Source organism: Altererythrobacter sp. MTPC7 (assembly GCF_042851395.1).
GTDB lineage: Bacteria > Pseudomonadota > Alphaproteobacteria > Sphingomonadales > Sphingomonadaceae > CAJXSN01.
The window spans coordinates 85,468-101,517 of sequence record NZ_BTGS01000009.1 but is presented as its reverse complement, the minus strand read 5'-3'; the positions used below and the strand labels follow the sequence as shown (position 1 = coordinate 101,517).

8 protein-coding genes are annotated in these 16,050 nt (G+C 63.6%); 2 read left to right on the top strand and 6 right to left on the bottom strand.

Annotated features, from left to right (window positions below):
• Positions 1–4: 4 nt before the first annotated feature.
• Genes ACGHJ7_RS09710 through ACGHJ7_RS09700 form a run of 3 tightly spaced genes read right to left on the bottom strand, consistent with a single transcriptional unit; the run spans position 5 to position 4,145 of the window.
• The gene (locus tag ACGHJ7_RS09710) at positions 5–1,024 is read right to left on the bottom strand and encodes a cupin-like domain-containing protein (protein WP_390476813.1); all 1,020 of its coding nucleotides are present in this window, start codon (positions 1,022–1,024) and stop codon (positions 5–7) included.
• Complete coding sequence (locus ACGHJ7_RS09705; protein WP_390476810.1) at positions 1,021–2,556, bottom strand: tryptophan halogenase family protein; 1,536 nt, start codon at positions 2,554–2,556, stop codon at positions 1,021–1,023. Before ACGHJ7_RS09705 ends, ACGHJ7_RS09710 begins: the two co-directional genes overlap by 4 nt.
• Entirely contained in the window at positions 2,553–4,145 is a 1,593-nt protein-coding gene (locus ACGHJ7_RS09700; RefSeq protein WP_390476807.1) for a tryptophan halogenase family protein, read from the bottom strand. Before ACGHJ7_RS09700 ends, ACGHJ7_RS09705 begins: the two co-directional genes overlap by 4 nt.
• A 166-nt stretch (positions 4,146–4,311) precedes the next feature.
• On the opposite strand from ACGHJ7_RS09700, the gene ACGHJ7_RS09695 reads away from it, so the two are divergent.
• Positions 4,312–7,683: a TonB-dependent receptor gene (locus ACGHJ7_RS09695; protein WP_390476804.1), complete on the top strand. Its 3,372-nt coding sequence runs from the start codon at positions 4,312–4,314 to the stop codon at positions 7,681–7,683.
• Between the two features lie 200 nt (positions 7,684–7,883).
• Here the strand turns inward: ACGHJ7_RS09695 and ACGHJ7_RS09690 are convergent, their stop codons facing one another.
• From ACGHJ7_RS09690 to ACGHJ7_RS09680, 3 genes are read right to left on the bottom strand one after another with little or no spacing between them, the layout of a single operon-like run.
• Complete coding sequence (locus ACGHJ7_RS09690) at positions 7,884–9,095, bottom strand: endo-1,4-beta-xylanase (protein WP_390476802.1); 1,212 nt, start codon at positions 9,093–9,095, stop codon at positions 7,884–7,886.
• Position 9,096: 1 nt separating this feature from the next.
• The gene (locus tag ACGHJ7_RS09685; RefSeq protein ID WP_390476799.1) at positions 9,097–11,484 is read right to left on the bottom strand and encodes a glycoside hydrolase family 3 N-terminal domain-containing protein; all 2,388 of its coding nucleotides are present in this window, start codon (positions 11,482–11,484) and stop codon (positions 9,097–9,099) included.
• On the bottom strand, positions 11,481–13,886 hold the full coding sequence (locus ACGHJ7_RS09680; RefSeq protein WP_390476795.1) for a glycoside hydrolase family 3 N-terminal domain-containing protein: 2,406 nt from the start codon (positions 13,884–13,886) through the stop codon (positions 11,481–11,483). Before ACGHJ7_RS09680 ends, ACGHJ7_RS09685 begins: the two co-directional genes overlap by 4 nt.
• A gap of 61 nt (positions 13,887–13,947) precedes the next feature.
• On the opposite strand from ACGHJ7_RS09680, the gene ACGHJ7_RS09675 reads away from it, so the two are divergent.
• A complete protein-coding gene (locus ACGHJ7_RS09675) occupies positions 13,948–16,050 on the top strand; it encodes an alpha-glucuronidase (protein WP_390476793.1) in 2,103 nt (700 codons plus the stop codon).

Genomic DNA, 16,050 nt, shown 5'->3' with positions numbered 1-16,050 from the left:
CTGTTCAGGCCGCCCCGCCGCGCAGGATCGCTCGCATCCTGTCGAACAGCGCAGGGGACGCCGGCCCCAGGATGCCTTTCGCAGCCGTGGGCAGGTGCCCGGCGGGATCGCCGCCGCATTCAAAGACGTAGTAATCCAGCATCGTGCGCCACACCGCCCGCTGGTCCGCCGGCAGGTGCCTGAAGGACAGGAGCGCCTGCAGCAGGCCGTCATAGGGGCTGGCGACCCCGTCCGGCACGCCGGGCGCCCACCAGTAATTGACGAGAATGCTGACCGCCTCGAGCGACTCCACGCCGTGCCACCAGCCATAGGGAATGTAGATCGCATCTCCCGGCTCCAGCACCGCCGAAACCGCATGGCCTGCCGCCTCGGCATAGCGCGAGTGTTTTTCCAGGTCGGGATCGGCGATATCGACCATGCTGACGGGCGTACCGGCCGGGGTCAGTTCGAACGGCCCGGGATAGAGATTGGCAATCTGCTCGGGCGGATAAACCGTAAAACGCCTCCGGCCGGCCACGCACACCGCGACGTTTTCCTTCGCGTCGTAATGCGGCGCGACCCGAATGCGGTTGCCGATCCAGATACGCGGTGCGACACCCGGCAGCAGGTCCAGCCGGTTCTCCTGTGCAAAGGCGGGAAGAAGGCTTCCCACCTCCTCCGACTGCACCGCCATGGCCGGGGGATCGGGCAAATCGGCCGCCCGCAGCAGGTCCTCCATGAAAACGCCGAGGGCACCCGAGCCCTTGACGAAATTCAGGCGCGCAAGATCGTCGGTGTAAAAGAAACGCCCTTTCTCGGCAGGGGCCGCGGCTATTGCGCCGACCTGGCGGTCGGCAGCCCTTTCGATCAGGTAGTCGGCAATGGTCCGGTCGCTTCGGCGTGCAGCGGCGACGGCAGGCCAGTCGCTGGTCGCGCCTCGCAACACCGCGGGCCGGACCCCCTGCCGGATGGCCTCGAAGGATGCCTGATCCATGTCGCCCGCAGCGAATTCGCCGATGGGGCGGGGCTGCGGGAGCGATGTCATGCCGTCATCCTCTCCGCGGCAGGAATGGCGCCGCCCTGCTGCTTCAGGAAATCTTCCTGCAGCGGCAACTGTCCGACCGTCTGCGCAATAACCTCGCGGATATGCTTCAGCCGGTTGCGGGTTTCATCTTCGTCCAGGATGCAGGCGGCCGGATGGTAGCGTTCCGGCTCTATCCCCTGGCTCAGCATGACGGACAGCCAGCTGGCTTCGGTGAAAAGCTCGTTCTTCTCGCGGAAGATACGCCCGGAACTGCGGAACATCTCGATCTTCTCCGCCAGGCCGCCCGGCGCGTCCAGATTGCGGCAATAGCGCCAGAATTCGGAATCGTCCCGCTCGCTGGCGCGGTAGTGAAGGACCAGGAAGTCGCGGATATCGCTGTATTCGCGCAAGGTTTCGCTGTTGAACCGATCAATTTCGACCTGGCCGAACCCGGTATCGGGAAAGAGCGCCATCAGCCGCGCTATGCTCGACTGGACCAGGTGGATGGAGGTCGATTCCAGCGGTTCGAGGAAGCCTGCCGCGAGGCCCAGAGCGACGACGTTCTTCTTCCAGAACCGGTCACGGTGTCCGGCGGTGAAGCGCAGCTGGTTCGGATCGGCCAGTGGTTTGCCGTCGAGATTGGCCAGTAGCATCTCGGTCGCTGCATCGCGCTCGATATGGGCGGAGGAAAAGACATGGCCGTTGCCGAGGCGGTGCTGTAGCGGGATGCGCCATTGCCAGCCGGCGGTGCGGGCAGTGGCCCTGGTCAACGGTTCGTTCCGCCCGCCCAGTTCGCAAGGGATCGCGACCGCGCTGTCGCAGGGCAGCCATTTCGTCCAGTCGGTAAAGGGAACCCCCAGCGCCTGGCCGAGCAACAGCGAACGAAAGCCGGAGCAATCGATGAAGAGCTCTCCTTCGATCGTGGTGCCATCCTCCAGCTCCACGTGACGGACGAACCCGGTCTCCCCGTGCAGGGCCGTGTCGACAATTCGCCCTTCCACCCGGCGTGCGCCCGCAGCTTCCGCCATGCCGCGCAGGAAGCGGGCGTAACGCCCGGCATCGAACTGGAAGGCATAGGACAGCTTCGACATCGGCGATTTCGGATTGTCGGATCGGGGCCAGAAAAAGCGGCCTGCCTTCCCAGCCACGGCGGCAATCGAATAGGCATCGACCGGGGCGGTATCGCCCAGGGCGCGGCCCCGGAAATAGAAATGCTGGAATTCGATCCCCAGCATGTCGAGGCCGAACGTGCCGAACGGGTGGACATAGGAATGGCCCGGCCTCAGCCAGTCGACGAATTCGATCCCCAGCTTGTAGGTCGCCCGCGTCTCGCGCACGAACTGCATCTCGTCGATCCCGAGCATTCGGTTGAAGCCGATGATCTGCGGAATGGTCGCCTCGCCGACGCCGACCGTGCCGATGGACTCGCTTTCGATCAACGTGACCGAAAAGCCGGGCAGGTCGCCCATGATGCGAGTCAGCGCGGCGGCAGCCATCCACCCGGCGGTTCCGCCGCCCACGATGACGATCTTCCTGACGGGCTCGACGCTCATGATGCGGTCCTCGTCATGGCAACCCCGCGCGCGTCTTTTTCGTGCCAGCCGCCGCACTGGCGGATGAATGCCTCGTGCGGAGGAAGTTTTTCCGCTGTTTCCTCATAGGCGCGGCGCATTTGCTGCATCGCCCGCGTGACCTTCTCCTCGTCCAGCGTGTCGGCAATCGGGTCGTAGGCGGCAGGCCGCATGTTCTGGCCGAGCATCACCGCGACCCAGCTGGGCGTCGTGAAAAGCTCTGCATTTTCGCGGAATATCCGCCCGTGCAGCCGCCACAATTCCATCTTGCGGGCCAGGCTGCCGGGAATTTCCATGTCGCGGACATACCGCCAGAATTCGGAATCGTCGCGCTGCGTCGCCTTGTAGTGCAGGATGATGAAGTCGCGCACATCCTCGAACAGTTCGCGCATACCGCGATTGTATTCGTTGCGCTCCAACGGGCTGATGGGGCTGTCGGGGAACAGCGCGAACAGCCGCTGGATGCCGTTCTGGATCAGGTGGATGCTGGTCGATTCCAGCGGTTCGATGAAACCGCCCGACAGGCCGAGCGAGACCACATTGTGGTTCCAGGCCTTGCGTCGCATCCCGGTCTTGAAGCGCAGGGTGCGCGGCTCTGCCAGCGTTTCTCCTTCCAGATTGGCAAGCAGGATGCGCCGCGCCTCGTCCTCGTTCATATGGGCGCTGGAGAAGACGTGACCGTTACCGGTGCGATGCTGGAGCGGGATGCGCCATTGCCATCCCGCCGAATGTGCGGTCGACCGGGTGAAGGGATCGGGCGGACCGGTATTGGACGTAGGCACGGCAATCGCGCGGTCCATCGGCAGCCAGTGGCTCCAGTCCTCGTATCCCGTCTCCAGCGCTTCTTCGATTAGGAGGCCGCGAAATCCGGTGCAGTCGATGAAGAGCTCGCCCGCTATCTGTGCGCCGTTTTCCAGCCGCACCGACGTGACGTCGCCCGTTTCGCCGTCGCGGCGAACATCGACGATCCGACCCTCTTCACGCCGTGCGCCCTGCCGTTCGGCCAGCCGGCGCAGGAAGGCTGCATAAAGGCTGGCGTCGAAGTGGTAGGCATAGGCGATCTGGCTGACGAGCGATTGCGCACCCGGGGCGGGCCTGCCGAACCGCGCCTTTCGCGCGGCCATCGTGCTCATCGAAAAGGCACCGATGTCGCCAGCGCTGCTGGCGTTATCGCCACCGTTCCCCCCAAGCAGCTCGCGAAGATAGAGATGGTGAAACTGGATCCCGTGGAAATCCTGTCCGTATTCCCCGAAGGGATGGAAATACCTGTCGCCCTGAAGGCCCCAGTTCACGAACTCGATGCCGAGCTTGTAGGTACCGCGGGTCTCTTTCAGGAAGTCGCTTTCGCTGATGCCCAGCATGGCATTGAAATTGCAGATCGGCGGGATGGTAGCCTCGCCCACGCCGACCGTGCCGATCGCATCGGATTCGATCAGTGTGATCGTCCGCCGCCCATCGGCAAAGAATCGCGAAAGCGCGGCAGCCGCCATCCATCCCGCCGTCCCCCCACCAACGATGACGACCCGTTCCAAGCGCTTTACGTTACCGATACCATTCCCTCCCGAACCCATGTCCATAACCCTATCATTCGCGTTATTGTTGGCAATCTGCAACAGGTTGCAGGCGTATTTCACTTAGTGACTTGTCAATCACGAGAAGGATGGATAAGCCTTACGGTCGAGGAAAAGCAAGCTACACACCATAATGTGGTAGCGCTAACATGGGAGGGGTGGTCGAATGGCCAACATGTACCGAGGGAATGCCGGGCAGGCGGTCCTGTTCAAGAATGCTTTGAAGGCCGGCGCATCTGCATTCGTGGTGGGTAGCGTACTGTTCAGCGCTGCTGCCTTCGCGCAGGAGGCGAATCCCGAAGAAGAGGCTGGCGATCCGGTTGCGGTTGGTCAGGCCGACGAAAATGTCATCGTCGTCAGCGGTATCCGCCAGTCGCTGGCCAATGCACAGAATATCAAGCGCGATTCGGACACGGTGGTGGACGCAATCACGGCTGAAGATATCGGCGCCCTGCCTGATCGCTCGGTGACCGAAGCGTTGCAGCGCGTGCCGGGCATCGCGATCAACCGTTTTGCCGGATCGAACGATCCCGACCACTTCTCGGTCGAAGGCTCCGGCGTCGTCGTGCGCGGCCTGAACTTCGTTCGCTCCGAATTCAACGGCCGGACGGCGTTTGCAGCAGGTGTGGGCGGTCAGGCGCTGAACTTTGCCGACGTGCCGTCCGAACTCCTCGGCTCGGTCGTCATCAGCAAGAATGCGACCGCCGACATGATCGAGGGCGGCCTGGCCGGTACGGTCAACCTCAACACGCGCAAGGCCTTCGATCGGGACGGCTTCCACATCGGTTTTGGCGCGGAAGCGAACTATTCCGATTTTGCCGAGGAATGGAGTCCGACGGGGTCGCTGCTCGTCAGCAATACCTGGGACACCGATGCAGGACGCTTCGGCCTGTTGGTCAGCGGATCCTTTTCGCAGGTCAAGAGCCGGGCCGACGGCATCCAGATCGCCAACTACCAGACGCGTGACGGCCAGCTGGTCGCTGCCGCGAACACGGCCGACCGTCTGATCTGCCGCACCCGCTTGCCTTCCGCAGCCGACAGCCTGACCCTGCCGCCGCCGGGCGCCGGTTGCGACGACCTGGGCACACCGGGCGCCGACGGTTTTGCAGATTATGCAGACTCGCGCGTGGCACCGGTCGGTGGCCAGTTCCGCACGCAGGAATTCAATCGCAAGCGCGACGGTTTCGCGATTTCGGGCCAGTGGGAAAGCATCGATGAGCGCACGCTGCTGACGGCGGAATTCATTCGCTCCCACACGACGAACGACTGGGGCGAATACACTTACGAAGCCGCACCCGATCTGTCCGAATATTCGACTTTCCCGGTCGGCTGCCTGCAGAATGCCGACGGTCCGCCGGTCCGAGACAGCAATGGTGCGATCAATCCGGACGACGAAACGCCGCCGCGCGCGCAATGTCCGGTCGGTGGCTTCACCGATTATGTCTATGACGAAAGCGGACTGTTCCAGTCGGGGTATATCACCGATGTCAGCAATGGCTGGCGCGGCGATCCGGGTGCTTCGCCGTTCGTGCCGATCGGCGGTTCGCAATATTCGCTGGCACGCCGGCAAGTGGACGATGAAACGACCAACCAGGATTACAGCCTCAACCTGCAGCACCAGCTGACCGAGAAGCTGAACATCGAGCTCGATGCGCAATATGCGACGTCGAAGAAGGAAAATGTCGATTTCAGCGTTTTCGGTTCGAACTTTGCCGACCAGGAACTCGATATTTCGGGCGAGTATCCGAGCATCATCCCGCGCAAGCCGCAATATCTGGGTTATGTCTGGTCGACCCCGGGCGAGGCGCTGGCCAATGCCACCGAAGAGGAATATTTCAACGACCCGCGTTTCCAGTTCTGGCGCGCGGCGATGGACCACATCGAGGAAAGCAAGGGCGACCAGTTCGCCTTCGCCCTGGATACCACCTACGACATCGACGAATACGCCTTCCTTCGCGAGGTGAAGCTCGGCGCACGGTTCCAGACCCGCGACCAGACGGTGCGTTACACGACCTACAACTGGGGCATGCTCAGCGAAACGTGGTCGGGATCCCGGCCGGTCAATTTCGGCGATACCGCGGATGACGGCAACCAGGCGCGGTACGACTTTCCGAACTTCTTCCGCGGCGAAGTGCCGGCTCCTCCGGGCGCCTTCTATTACGATGGCGACCTGACGGATGGATATGACGAATCGGTCGCCTATTTCCAGACGATCCAGGACCGTGCCCGCGAACTTGGCGGCGGACCCACCTGGGTTCCGCTAGCGGGCCGCGACGGTACCGTCGGCGGAAGCCCGTTCCTGCCGTCGGACATCCAGCGTGTGCAACAGGACGACACCGCGCTTTACGCGATGGTGCGCTTCGGCAGCGACGACATGTTCGGCGGCGTGCGCTTCTCCGGCAATGCCGGTGTGCGTTACGTCACGACGACTGTGCGTTCATCGAGCTCGCGCGGGCCGGGTTCGGCAGCATCCCTCAATATCGCCGATCCGTTCGACGTCCGCTGTCAGCCACGCGACCGGCCGGCGGAACTGGGTGGCGGGCAGGTCAGGCCGGGCGGGATCTGTACGCTGGGCCAGGACGCCTACGAGGCGCTGCAGGACTTTGCCGATGGCAGCTTCCAGTTTAACACGGTCAAGAACACCTACGACTACTTCCTGCCGAGCATGAACCTGAAGTTTGGGCTGTCGGACGATCTGATCCTGCGCTTTGCAGGGTCGAAGGTGCTGACCCGCCCGGAAAACAGCTACATTCGCAACTACTTCACATCGAGCATCGATACCTCGGGTAACTTCACCGGCAATGCCGGTGATCCGACCCTTCTGCCCGCGACTGCATGGCAGTTCGATGCTTCGCTGGAATGGTATTTCGCGCGGGTAGGGTCGCTGACGCTGAACGGCTTCTACAAGGAAATCGACAACTTCTTCTTCCAGTCGATCCGGCAGGAGACGATTTCAAATGCCAGCGGCGAGACGCGCGACGTTACCGTCCGCGGACCGGCGAACTTCGACGGGAAAGGCAAGATCAAGGGCTTCGAGGTCGCCTATCAGCAGACCTTCGACTTCCTTCCGAGCCCGCTGGACGGGTTCGGGGTGCAGGCGAACTACACCTATATCGATAGCGAAGGCCTGCCCAACACCTTCCTCAACACAGGCGCGCCGGTGACACCGTCGACGGTTCCGCCTGGAAACCTGCCGCTGGAGCAATTGTCCAAGCACAATTACAACGTTGCCGGTTTCTACGAGAAAGGACCGATTTCTCTGAGGGCGACCTACAACTGGCGGTCTCGCTTCCTGCTCACCGCATCGGACGTGATCTTCCCGTATTACTCGATCTTCAACGAGCCGACGGGGCAACTGGACGCATCGATCTTCTTCAATGTGAACGACCGCCTCCGGGTCGGTGTGCAGGGCGTGAACCTGCTCAACGAAGTGACCAAGACCACACAGGCCTATACGGGCGACCCCGATGTGCTGGCACCGCGCTCGTTCTTCATGAACGACCGCCGCTTCTCGCTCATTGTCAGGGGCAATTTCTGACCCCATCCTCCCTGGGGTTGAAGAACGGGCCGTCCCACCTTCGGGTGGGGCGGCCTTTTCCGTTGCGCAGCCAGCTCCTGCACATGGCCGGGGAAAAGCGCGTGGCCCGCGCTACCCGGGATGCAAGAAACCCCGGTCGGACCTTCGGGCCAACCGGGGTTCTTCATTCCTGCCGCAGCAGGAACCTCTTTGCGCCGTGTTCAGCCAGCGAGCGACCGGGCCAGCGCCGTGCGAAGGGGCTTGGGCTCGTAATTGCTGGAATAGGGGGTGCCGCGCACTTCGAGACCGTCGTCGCGTTCCGCGGGATCGAAATATTGCAGCCAGTTGTACTGGTCGGTCATCCCCCAGACGAGCACGTCGTCCAGATGTTCGCCGTATTCCATCATCAGGTCCATGTAGCGACGCGAGAAGTCGGCGACCTTGGTATCGCGCGCGGCGATGTCGGCGGGCAGCGCCTTGTCCTTCACGTCGAATTCGGTGATCAGCAAGCGGTATCCCATGCCCGTCACCTCGTCGAGGAAGCTGCGCCATTCACGCTCGGCATAGGGGCCCACACCGGTGGCGGGATCGATGGAGAACATCTCGATATGCGACTGGATGCCGAGTGCGTCGACCGGCGTGCCGCGTTTGCGGAAGCCCTCCAGCAGTCGCAGCACGTCGGGCACATGCCTGTTTCCCGTGATGTGAGCAGGCTCCCAGCTCATGTAATCATTGTAGACCAGCTGACCGTTCGGCAGCTGTTCGCGTGCGGTATGGAAGGCGAGATCGAGGACGGCCTCCGGGCTGCCCATTGCACGGCTCAGGCTGGTTTCGATCGGCATGTTGCGATCATGGTCGATGGCTTCGTTGACCACGTCGTAACTGGTGATCTGGCCGCGATAGCGATCGGTCACGGTACGGATATGTTCGGTGAGCAGGCGCTCCGCCTCCTGTACCGGATTGGCCCCGTAATCGTAGTTGTTCAGCCAGTCGGGGAACCATTGCGGCCGATGCCACAGCAGCGTGTGACCGCGCAGGGCAAGATCGTTCGCCTGCGCGAAGGCGGCGATGCCGTCCATACGGGCGAAATCGTAGACATCGGGCGCGGGGCGCACCGTTTGCCACTTCATCTCGTTTTCCGCCACGACCATGCCGCATTCGGCCTTGATCAGTTCGGTATAGCGGGGGTTCTGGATGCTGCCTGCAGCGGTCCGGCCCGGGGTCGAGGCGATGGCGCTTCCGAACCTGCGGCCGGACCGCTGCGCGATCGTGTCGAGCGAGGGAACGGGATAGCCGGCGGGGCCGGCACCCGTGGTTGCAGGCTGCGCCGGGGCGAGGATGCCGGACGCACCGCCGCCCATGCAGGAAGCAAGCGGCAGGGACGCAATGCCGGCCAGCGCTGTACGCCGCGACATCTCCAGGGACTTTTTCATTTCAAGCGATCTCCACATCGACGGATTGTAAGTTTGCGCTGCTGCTGCCCGCCGACAACGTCACGGGCCCGGGCTCGTTCGCTTCCTCCATCTGCCGGTTCCAGATGGCGAGCTGTGCGGGCGTGATCGTGAAAGCGACGGTGCGCGTTTCGCCGGGCTGCAGGGTGACGCGTTCGAACCCCTTCAGCTCCAGTACCGGCCTGGTCACCGAGACATCGCTGCGAGTAATGTAAAGCTGAACGACCTCGTCGCCCACCCGGCTTCCTGTATTGGTCACATCAACCGTAACCGGTATTGGCTCCGTTACCGAGAAGCGGGTCTTGGCGGGGCGGGGCGCCGACATGGTGAACGTCGTATAGGACAGCCCGTGTCCGAAGGGGAAAAGCGGGCCCTTGTCATCGAACAGATAGCCCCGGCGAGCGCTGGGCTTGTGGTTGTAGAAATAGGGCACTTGCCCTTCGTTACGAACGACGGTGACGGGCAGCTTCGCGCCGGGATTGATATCGCCGAGCAGCGCTTCGGCCACGGCAATCCCGCCTTCCTGCCCCGGATACCAGCATTCCAGGATGGCGTCGGCTTTCTCCACCACGTTCGGCCAGCTGGGCGGGCGTCCGTTATAGGCGGCGACGATCAAAGGTTTGCCCAGAGCGGCCAGCGCATCGACCAGCGCGTTCTGCTCGCCCAGGATATCGATGTCCGTCCGGTCGCCCAGATGGTTCGTGGCGAAACCTTCGCGGCTCGTCTGCTCGGTATCGCCGACGGCGAGGATAATCGTGTCCGCCCCGCGCGCCGTCTCCACGGCTTCTGCGATCAAGGCAAGATTCCGGTCCCGGTCGGCGAGGGTGACGAGATCCTGCGAGCGGTCTTCGCTGGTGGTGATGAATACCCCCTGCGCGGTCACGAAATCAGTATTAGGGGCCATCTGCCGCAAACCCTCGATCAGGCTGACTGACTGCTTGGGCACGCTGGAATAGCCGCCCAGGCGGGCGATCGCATGGTTGGGCCCAATGACTGCGACCCGGCCCATCGTGGCCCGGTCGAGCGGCAGCGCATCATTCTTGTTGGTGAGCAGGCACAGCCCCTTGCGCGCCGCCTCCAGCGCCAGGGCGCGGGCCTCGTCATTGCCGGTAATCCGGGCCGTCAGCGCCTTGTCGCCAAATGGGTTCTCGAACAGGCCGGCACGGAATTTCAGCGCCAGCATGCGCGCGCACGCGATGTCCACCAGGCGCTCGGGGACGCGGCCAGCACGGATGGCGGCGGGCAGCACGGCATAGGCCATGCCTTCGGGCAATTCGCTGTCGACGCCCGCTTCCAGCGACTGCCGCGCCGCATCTTCCAGGTCGTCCGCCACCTTGTGCAGCGTCGCTAGTTCGTGGACTCCGCCGTAATCGCTCACGATGACGCCGTCGAACCCCCATTCGCCGCGCAGGATATCGCCCAGCAGCCAGGTATTGGCATGGCTCGGCATCCCGTCGATCTCGTTATAGCTCGGCATGACGGCTCCGACGGATGTGCGCCGGACGATCTCGCGGAAGGGCGGGAAGAAATTTTCCCGCAATTCGCGCTCGGACAATTGGGCCGGGGAGACGTTGTTGCCGGCTTCCGGCTGGCCGTGCCCGGTCATATGCTTGAGTGTTGCGAAAACCTTGCCGTCACGCAGCATCTCGAACTTGCCAGGACCTTGCAGGCCCTCGACCGCGGCGACGCCCATTTCGCCGACCAGGTAGGGGTCCTCGCCCCATGTTTCCTCGATCCGGCCCCAGCGGGGGTCGCGTACGATATCGACCACCGGGCTCAGTACCAGCGGCACTCCGCGGGCACGGACCTCGCGCGCGGTCACGGATTGCACGCGCTGCATAAGCTCGGTGTCGAAACTGCCAGCGAGGGCAATGGCCTGCGGGAACATGGTCGCCTCTGTCGCCATGTAGCCGTGAAGCGATTCCTCGTGCAGCAAGACGGGAATGCCGAGGCGCGTGTCCTCCAGCGCCCAGCGCTGAAGGGCATTGATGAAATCGACGGTCTGTTCGGGCGTGCGCCAGCGAGCCGCGGTGCCGCCCGCTGCGCCCGATATGCCGGGCACGCCGCGTTTGTCGCTCGGACGTGTGACATGGCCGATACCGTCGGGAAAGGCGGCTCTGGCCTTCTCCGGACTGAAGGCCAGTTCGTCGATCATGTCGCCCTTCGCCGCCCAAGCAGTGCGGATCTGGGCGACCTTTTCCTCCAGCGTCATGCGCGCCATCAGGTCCGCCACCCGTGCCGCGACCGGGGCTGCCGGATTGCGGTAGAGCGGCGCTCCCTGCGCCAGGGCCACGCCCGGCTGGGCGAGGGCAAGCGCCGAAAGGCTGCCCCCGGCCAGCAGCGCCAGCGCTCCGCGGCGGTGGAGGTTCACGGCGTCACCGTGAGCGTGGTCTCCTGCAGGTCGACCGAGCTGGTGCCCACCATGACGGTGAATTCACCCGGTTCGATGACGCGTTCCATGTCGCGGTTCCACAGCATCAGCGAGCGGGGCTCGATCGCGATATCGACCTGCCGCGTTTCGCCCGGCTGCAGCGTCACGCGCTGGAAACCGGCAAGTTCCTTCACCGGGCGAGTGACGGAGCTGATGACGTCGCGCAGATAGACCTGCACCACCTCGTCGCCCGCCATGTCGCCGGTATTGGTCACCGGCACGCGCACGGTAACGCCCGATCCGGCCGGAATGCTCGCTGCCGACAGCACCGGGGCGCCCAGTTCGAACGAGGTGTAGGACAGGCCGTGTCCGAACGGGAACAGCGGCGTCACCTCGTCGAACAGGTAGCCGCGCCGCGCGCTCGGCTTGTAATTGTAGAAATTGGGGACCTGGCCAACATTGCGGGCGGTGGTCACCGGCATCTTCCCGCCGGGATTGATTCGCCCGAACAGCGCATCGGCGATGGCCGTGCCCTGCTGCTCGCCGGCATACCAGGTTTCCAGAATGGCATCGGCCTCTTCGGCTACGGTCGGATAGCTCGGCGGGCGGCCGTTGACGAGGACCACGACGACCGGCTTGCCCAGCGCCTTCATCGCCGCGAACAGTTCGTTCTGCTCGCCCACAAGGTCGAGGCTGGTCCTGTCGCCCAGATGGCCCGGAGCCCAGCCTTCGCGGCTGGTCTTCTCGGTATCGCCGATGAACAGCACTATGGTATCGGCTCCGCGTGCTACCTCGACCGCTTCCGCAATGCGGCGGCGGTTTTCGGCCGGGTCGCCCAGTTCGACGGTGTCGTCCCACCAGTCATCGTCGCCCTTGGTAATCTCGACGCCCAGCGAGCTGACGATATTGGCGCGGTTGCCGACCAATGCGCGAATGCCTTCCAGCGGGGTGACGCTGGCGCGCGGCTCACCGTAATAGCCGCCGAGGCGCGCGACATCGGCATTGGGGCCGATCACCGCGATCGTCGGCCTGTCGGCGACCCCCTCGGGCAGGGCGAGGGGAAGCACGCCGTCGTTTTTCAGCAGGACGAGCGATTTTTCCGCGGCCTTGCGGGCAAGAGCCACGCCTTCAGCACCGTTGGACGTCATCGCGGTGGCCATGTCGGGCCACGGATTGTCGAACAGGCCTGCGTTGAACTTCATCGTCAGAAAGCGCCGCACGGCGGTATCGATGGCGGCCATCGACACCCGGCCGGCCTGCGCACTTTCCACCAGGTTCACGAAGCCTGCACCTTCGGGCAGGTCGACATCGACGCCGGAATTCAGCGCCAGTTCGGCTGCGGCAGTATAATCGGGCACGATCTGGTGCAGCCGCGCCAGGTCCTCGATCGCGTAATAGTCGCTCACCACCGCGCCCTGATAGTTCCATTCGCCGCGCAGGACATCGTTCAGCAGCCAGCTGTTGGAGTGCGAGGGAATGCCGTCGATCTCGTTATAGCTTGCCATCACCGCGTCGATGGCGGTGCGGGTCACCACCTGTTCGAACGGCGGGAAGAACATTTCGCGCAGCGTGCGTTCGCTGATCTGCGCCGGTCCGACATTGGTGCCGCTTTCCGGCTGGCCGTGCCCGGTCATGTGCTTGAGCGTGGCCATCACCTGCCCATCGCGCAGCGTGCGGTCCGTCCCGATACCCGTCAGCCCCTCGACCGAGGCAACGCCCATTTCGCCGACGAGATAGGGATCCTCGCCGAACGTCTCCTCGATCCGGCCCCATCGCGGATCGCGCGCGACGTCCACAACCGGGGAGAGGACCAGGTGGACGCCGCGCGCACGCACCTCACCGGCAATCAGGTCGTTGATCTCGCGGATGAGATCGGGGTCCCAGGTGCTGGCAAGGCCGATGGATTGCGGGAAGGCCGTTGCATCCTTCGCCGCGAAACCGTGAAGCGATTCTTCGTGAAACAGGATGGGAATACCGAGACGTGTTTCCTCCATCGCCCATTTCTGCGCATCGATGACATACTGGATGCTGTCTTCGATACTGCGGCGCGGGACCTCGCGCGGGCTGGAGGGGCCAAGCCTGTCGGAAGGACGGGCGATCTGGCCGATGCCGTCGGGATATTTGGCAGCGGCCTTTGCCGGATCGAAGACGTCGTCTTCGCCCTGGATATCGCCCTTGCTGTCCCATACCGTGATGATCTGGGCGACCTTTTCCTCCAGTGTCATGCGGGCGAGAAGGTCCTCCACCCTTTGTTCGACCGGCAGGTTCGCGTTCCAGTACGGCGCATCCTGCATGGCGCGTTCGACGGTCACGTCCTGCGCGGCGGCGGGTGCCACAGTTGCGACCTGCAGTGCTGCGAGGCACACTCCGAACGCGAGCGCGGTCCTCTTGAAACGATGCATAGCTAAAATCCCTCTCCCATGCGTGCGGCTTGACTGACGCACCCTTTGTGGTAGCGCTACCATGATGAGAGGGAGATTGCTTGTCAACCGGCTTGCCGTGTTGTTCGCGGCGTTGCTTGCAGGGGTCCTTGCTGGACCGCCTGTTCAGGCAGAAGATGGTTACGATCTCTGGTTGCGCTACGCGCCATTGGAGGGCGAGGCGCTGGAGCGACTGCGAGCGGTCGAACCGCTCGTGCAAACACCCCATGAGGGCGATCCCACCGTCGAGATCGCCAAGCGTGAACTGATCGGCGGACTGCAGCAATTGCGCGGCATTCCCGGTCCACCGGACCCGGACGGAACCGGCGAAAAGGCGAATTTCGTGCTGGAGTGCGAAAGTCCTGAAATCGCTATCGGCGGCTCCTTCAGCATTTCGCGGATCGGCGATGCGACGCAAATTCTGGCGGGCGAGCGGATCGGCTGTGTCTACGGTGTCCATGCCCTTCTGCGCGAACTGGGCATGGGGCGCGCACTCGAAGATATCGCGCTTGCCTCAGCGCCCGTCATGCCGCTGCGGATGCTCAACCACTGGGACAATCCCGATGGGCATGTCGAGCGCGGCTATGCCGGGCGGTCCATCTTCGATTGGTGGCACCTGCCGCAGAAACTCGATCGCCGAATGATCGATTACGCGCGTGCCAACGCGTCGATCGGCATCAACGGCGTGGTGGTGAACAATGTGAATGCGCGCGCATTCATGCTGGAGCCGCGTTATATCGCCAAGATGAAGCGGCTGGCGGATGCCTGGCGGCCCTATGGGATCCGGCTGTACGTTTCCGCCCGGTTCAGCGCGCCCCGGGACATCGGCGGACTCGCCACGGCCGATCCGCTCGACCCGGCGGTCGCTGCCTGGTGGCGAGCCAAGGCGGACGAGTTCTATGCCGCCATCCCCGATTTCGGTGGCTTTCTGGTAAAGGCCAACAGCGAGGGCCAACCCGGTCCGCAGGATTATGGCCGCAGCCATGCCGATGGCGCCAATATGATGGCGGCGGCGCTGGGGAACCGCGGTACCGTAATCTGGCGCGCCTTCGTTTATTCCGAAGAGGACGAGACGGACCGCGCCAAGCAGGCCTATGCCGAATTCGTGCCGCTGGACGGCCAATTTGCCGAAAATGTCATAGTGCAGGTCAAGAACGGCCCGATCGATTTCCAGCCGCGCGAACCCTTTCATCCGATGTTCGGCGCGATGCCCGATACGAAGCTGATTCTGGAACTGCAGGTCACGCGCGAATATCTGGGTCAGGCGACCGGCGCGGTCTATCTCGGCACGATGTGGACCGAGGTGCTGGGCGCCGAGACCGGTCGCGGCGGAACCGTGGCCCAGATCGTCGCTCCGGCCGGCATGGCAGGCGTTGCCAACACAGGTTCTGCCCGCAACTGGACGGGCACGCATTTCGACCAGGGGAACTGGTACGCTTTTGGCCGGCTCGCCTGGGATCCGTCTCTATCCAGCGAAGATATCGCGCGCGAATGGGTGTCACAGACCTTCGTGCGCGAAGCGGAACCACGCGATCGGATCGTGCGCTCGATGGAAACGAGCCGTGAAACCGTGATCGACACCATGACGCCTTTCGGCCTCGCCCACCTGATGGCGACCGGACATCATTACGGGCCCGCGCCTTGGGTTTGCGACCTTCCCCGGCCCGAGTGGAACCCGTGCTATTACCACCGCGCCGATGCGAACGGGATCGGGTTCGACCGGACGGCGTCGGGTTCCGATGCGCTGTCACAATATGCGCCCGATATCGCCGCCAAATGGGCGAATCCGGCGACCATCGACGAGCAATACCTTCTCTGGTTTCACCATGTACCGTGGGCCCACCGGATGAAGAGCGGACGGACCCTGTGGGAAGATCTGGTGTCGAGCTATGGATGGGCTGAACTCGAAATTCGGGCGAGAATTCAGGGCTGGGAGAAATTGGCACCGTTTATCGATGACGAACGCCATACAGCGGTCGCGTCGGACTTAGCCATCCAGCTGGAGGAGGCGCGCTGGTGGCGCGATGCCTCGATCGCGTACTGGCAGTCCGTAAACGGTCTCGCCCTGCCGCCGGGTGCCCGCGCGCCGGAGCATGATCTCGAACACTATCGCTCGCTCGAATTTCCCGAAGCACCCGGCCAATGA

Excerpts from the sequence above, each read along its gene's own strand:
- ACGHJ7_RS09710 (WP_390476813.1), bottom strand. The coding sequence starts at position 1,024 with ATGACATCGCTCCCGCAGCCCCGCCCCATCGGCGAATTCGCTGCGGGC.
- ACGHJ7_RS09705 (WP_390476810.1), bottom strand. The coding sequence starts at position 2,556 with ATGAGCGTCGAGCCCGTCAGGAAGATCGTCATCGTGGGCGGCGGAACC.
- ACGHJ7_RS09700 (WP_390476807.1), bottom strand. The coding sequence starts at position 4,145 with ATGGGTTCGGGAGGGAATGGTATCGGTAACGTAAAGCGCTTGGAACGG.
- ACGHJ7_RS09695 (WP_390476804.1), top strand. The coding sequence starts at position 4,312 with ATGGCCAACATGTACCGAGGGAATGCCGGGCAGGCGGTCCTGTTCAAG.
- ACGHJ7_RS09690 (WP_390476802.1), bottom strand. The coding sequence starts at position 9,095 with ATGAAAAAGTCCCTGGAGATGTCGCGGCGTACAGCGCTGGCCGGCATT.
- ACGHJ7_RS09680 (WP_390476795.1), bottom strand. The coding sequence starts at position 13,886 with ATGCATCGTTTCAAGAGGACCGCGCTCGCGTTCGGAGTGTGCCTCGCA.
- ACGHJ7_RS09675 (WP_390476793.1), top strand. The coding sequence starts at position 13,948 with ATGATGAGAGGGAGATTGCTTGTCAACCGGCTTGCCGTGTTGTTCGCG.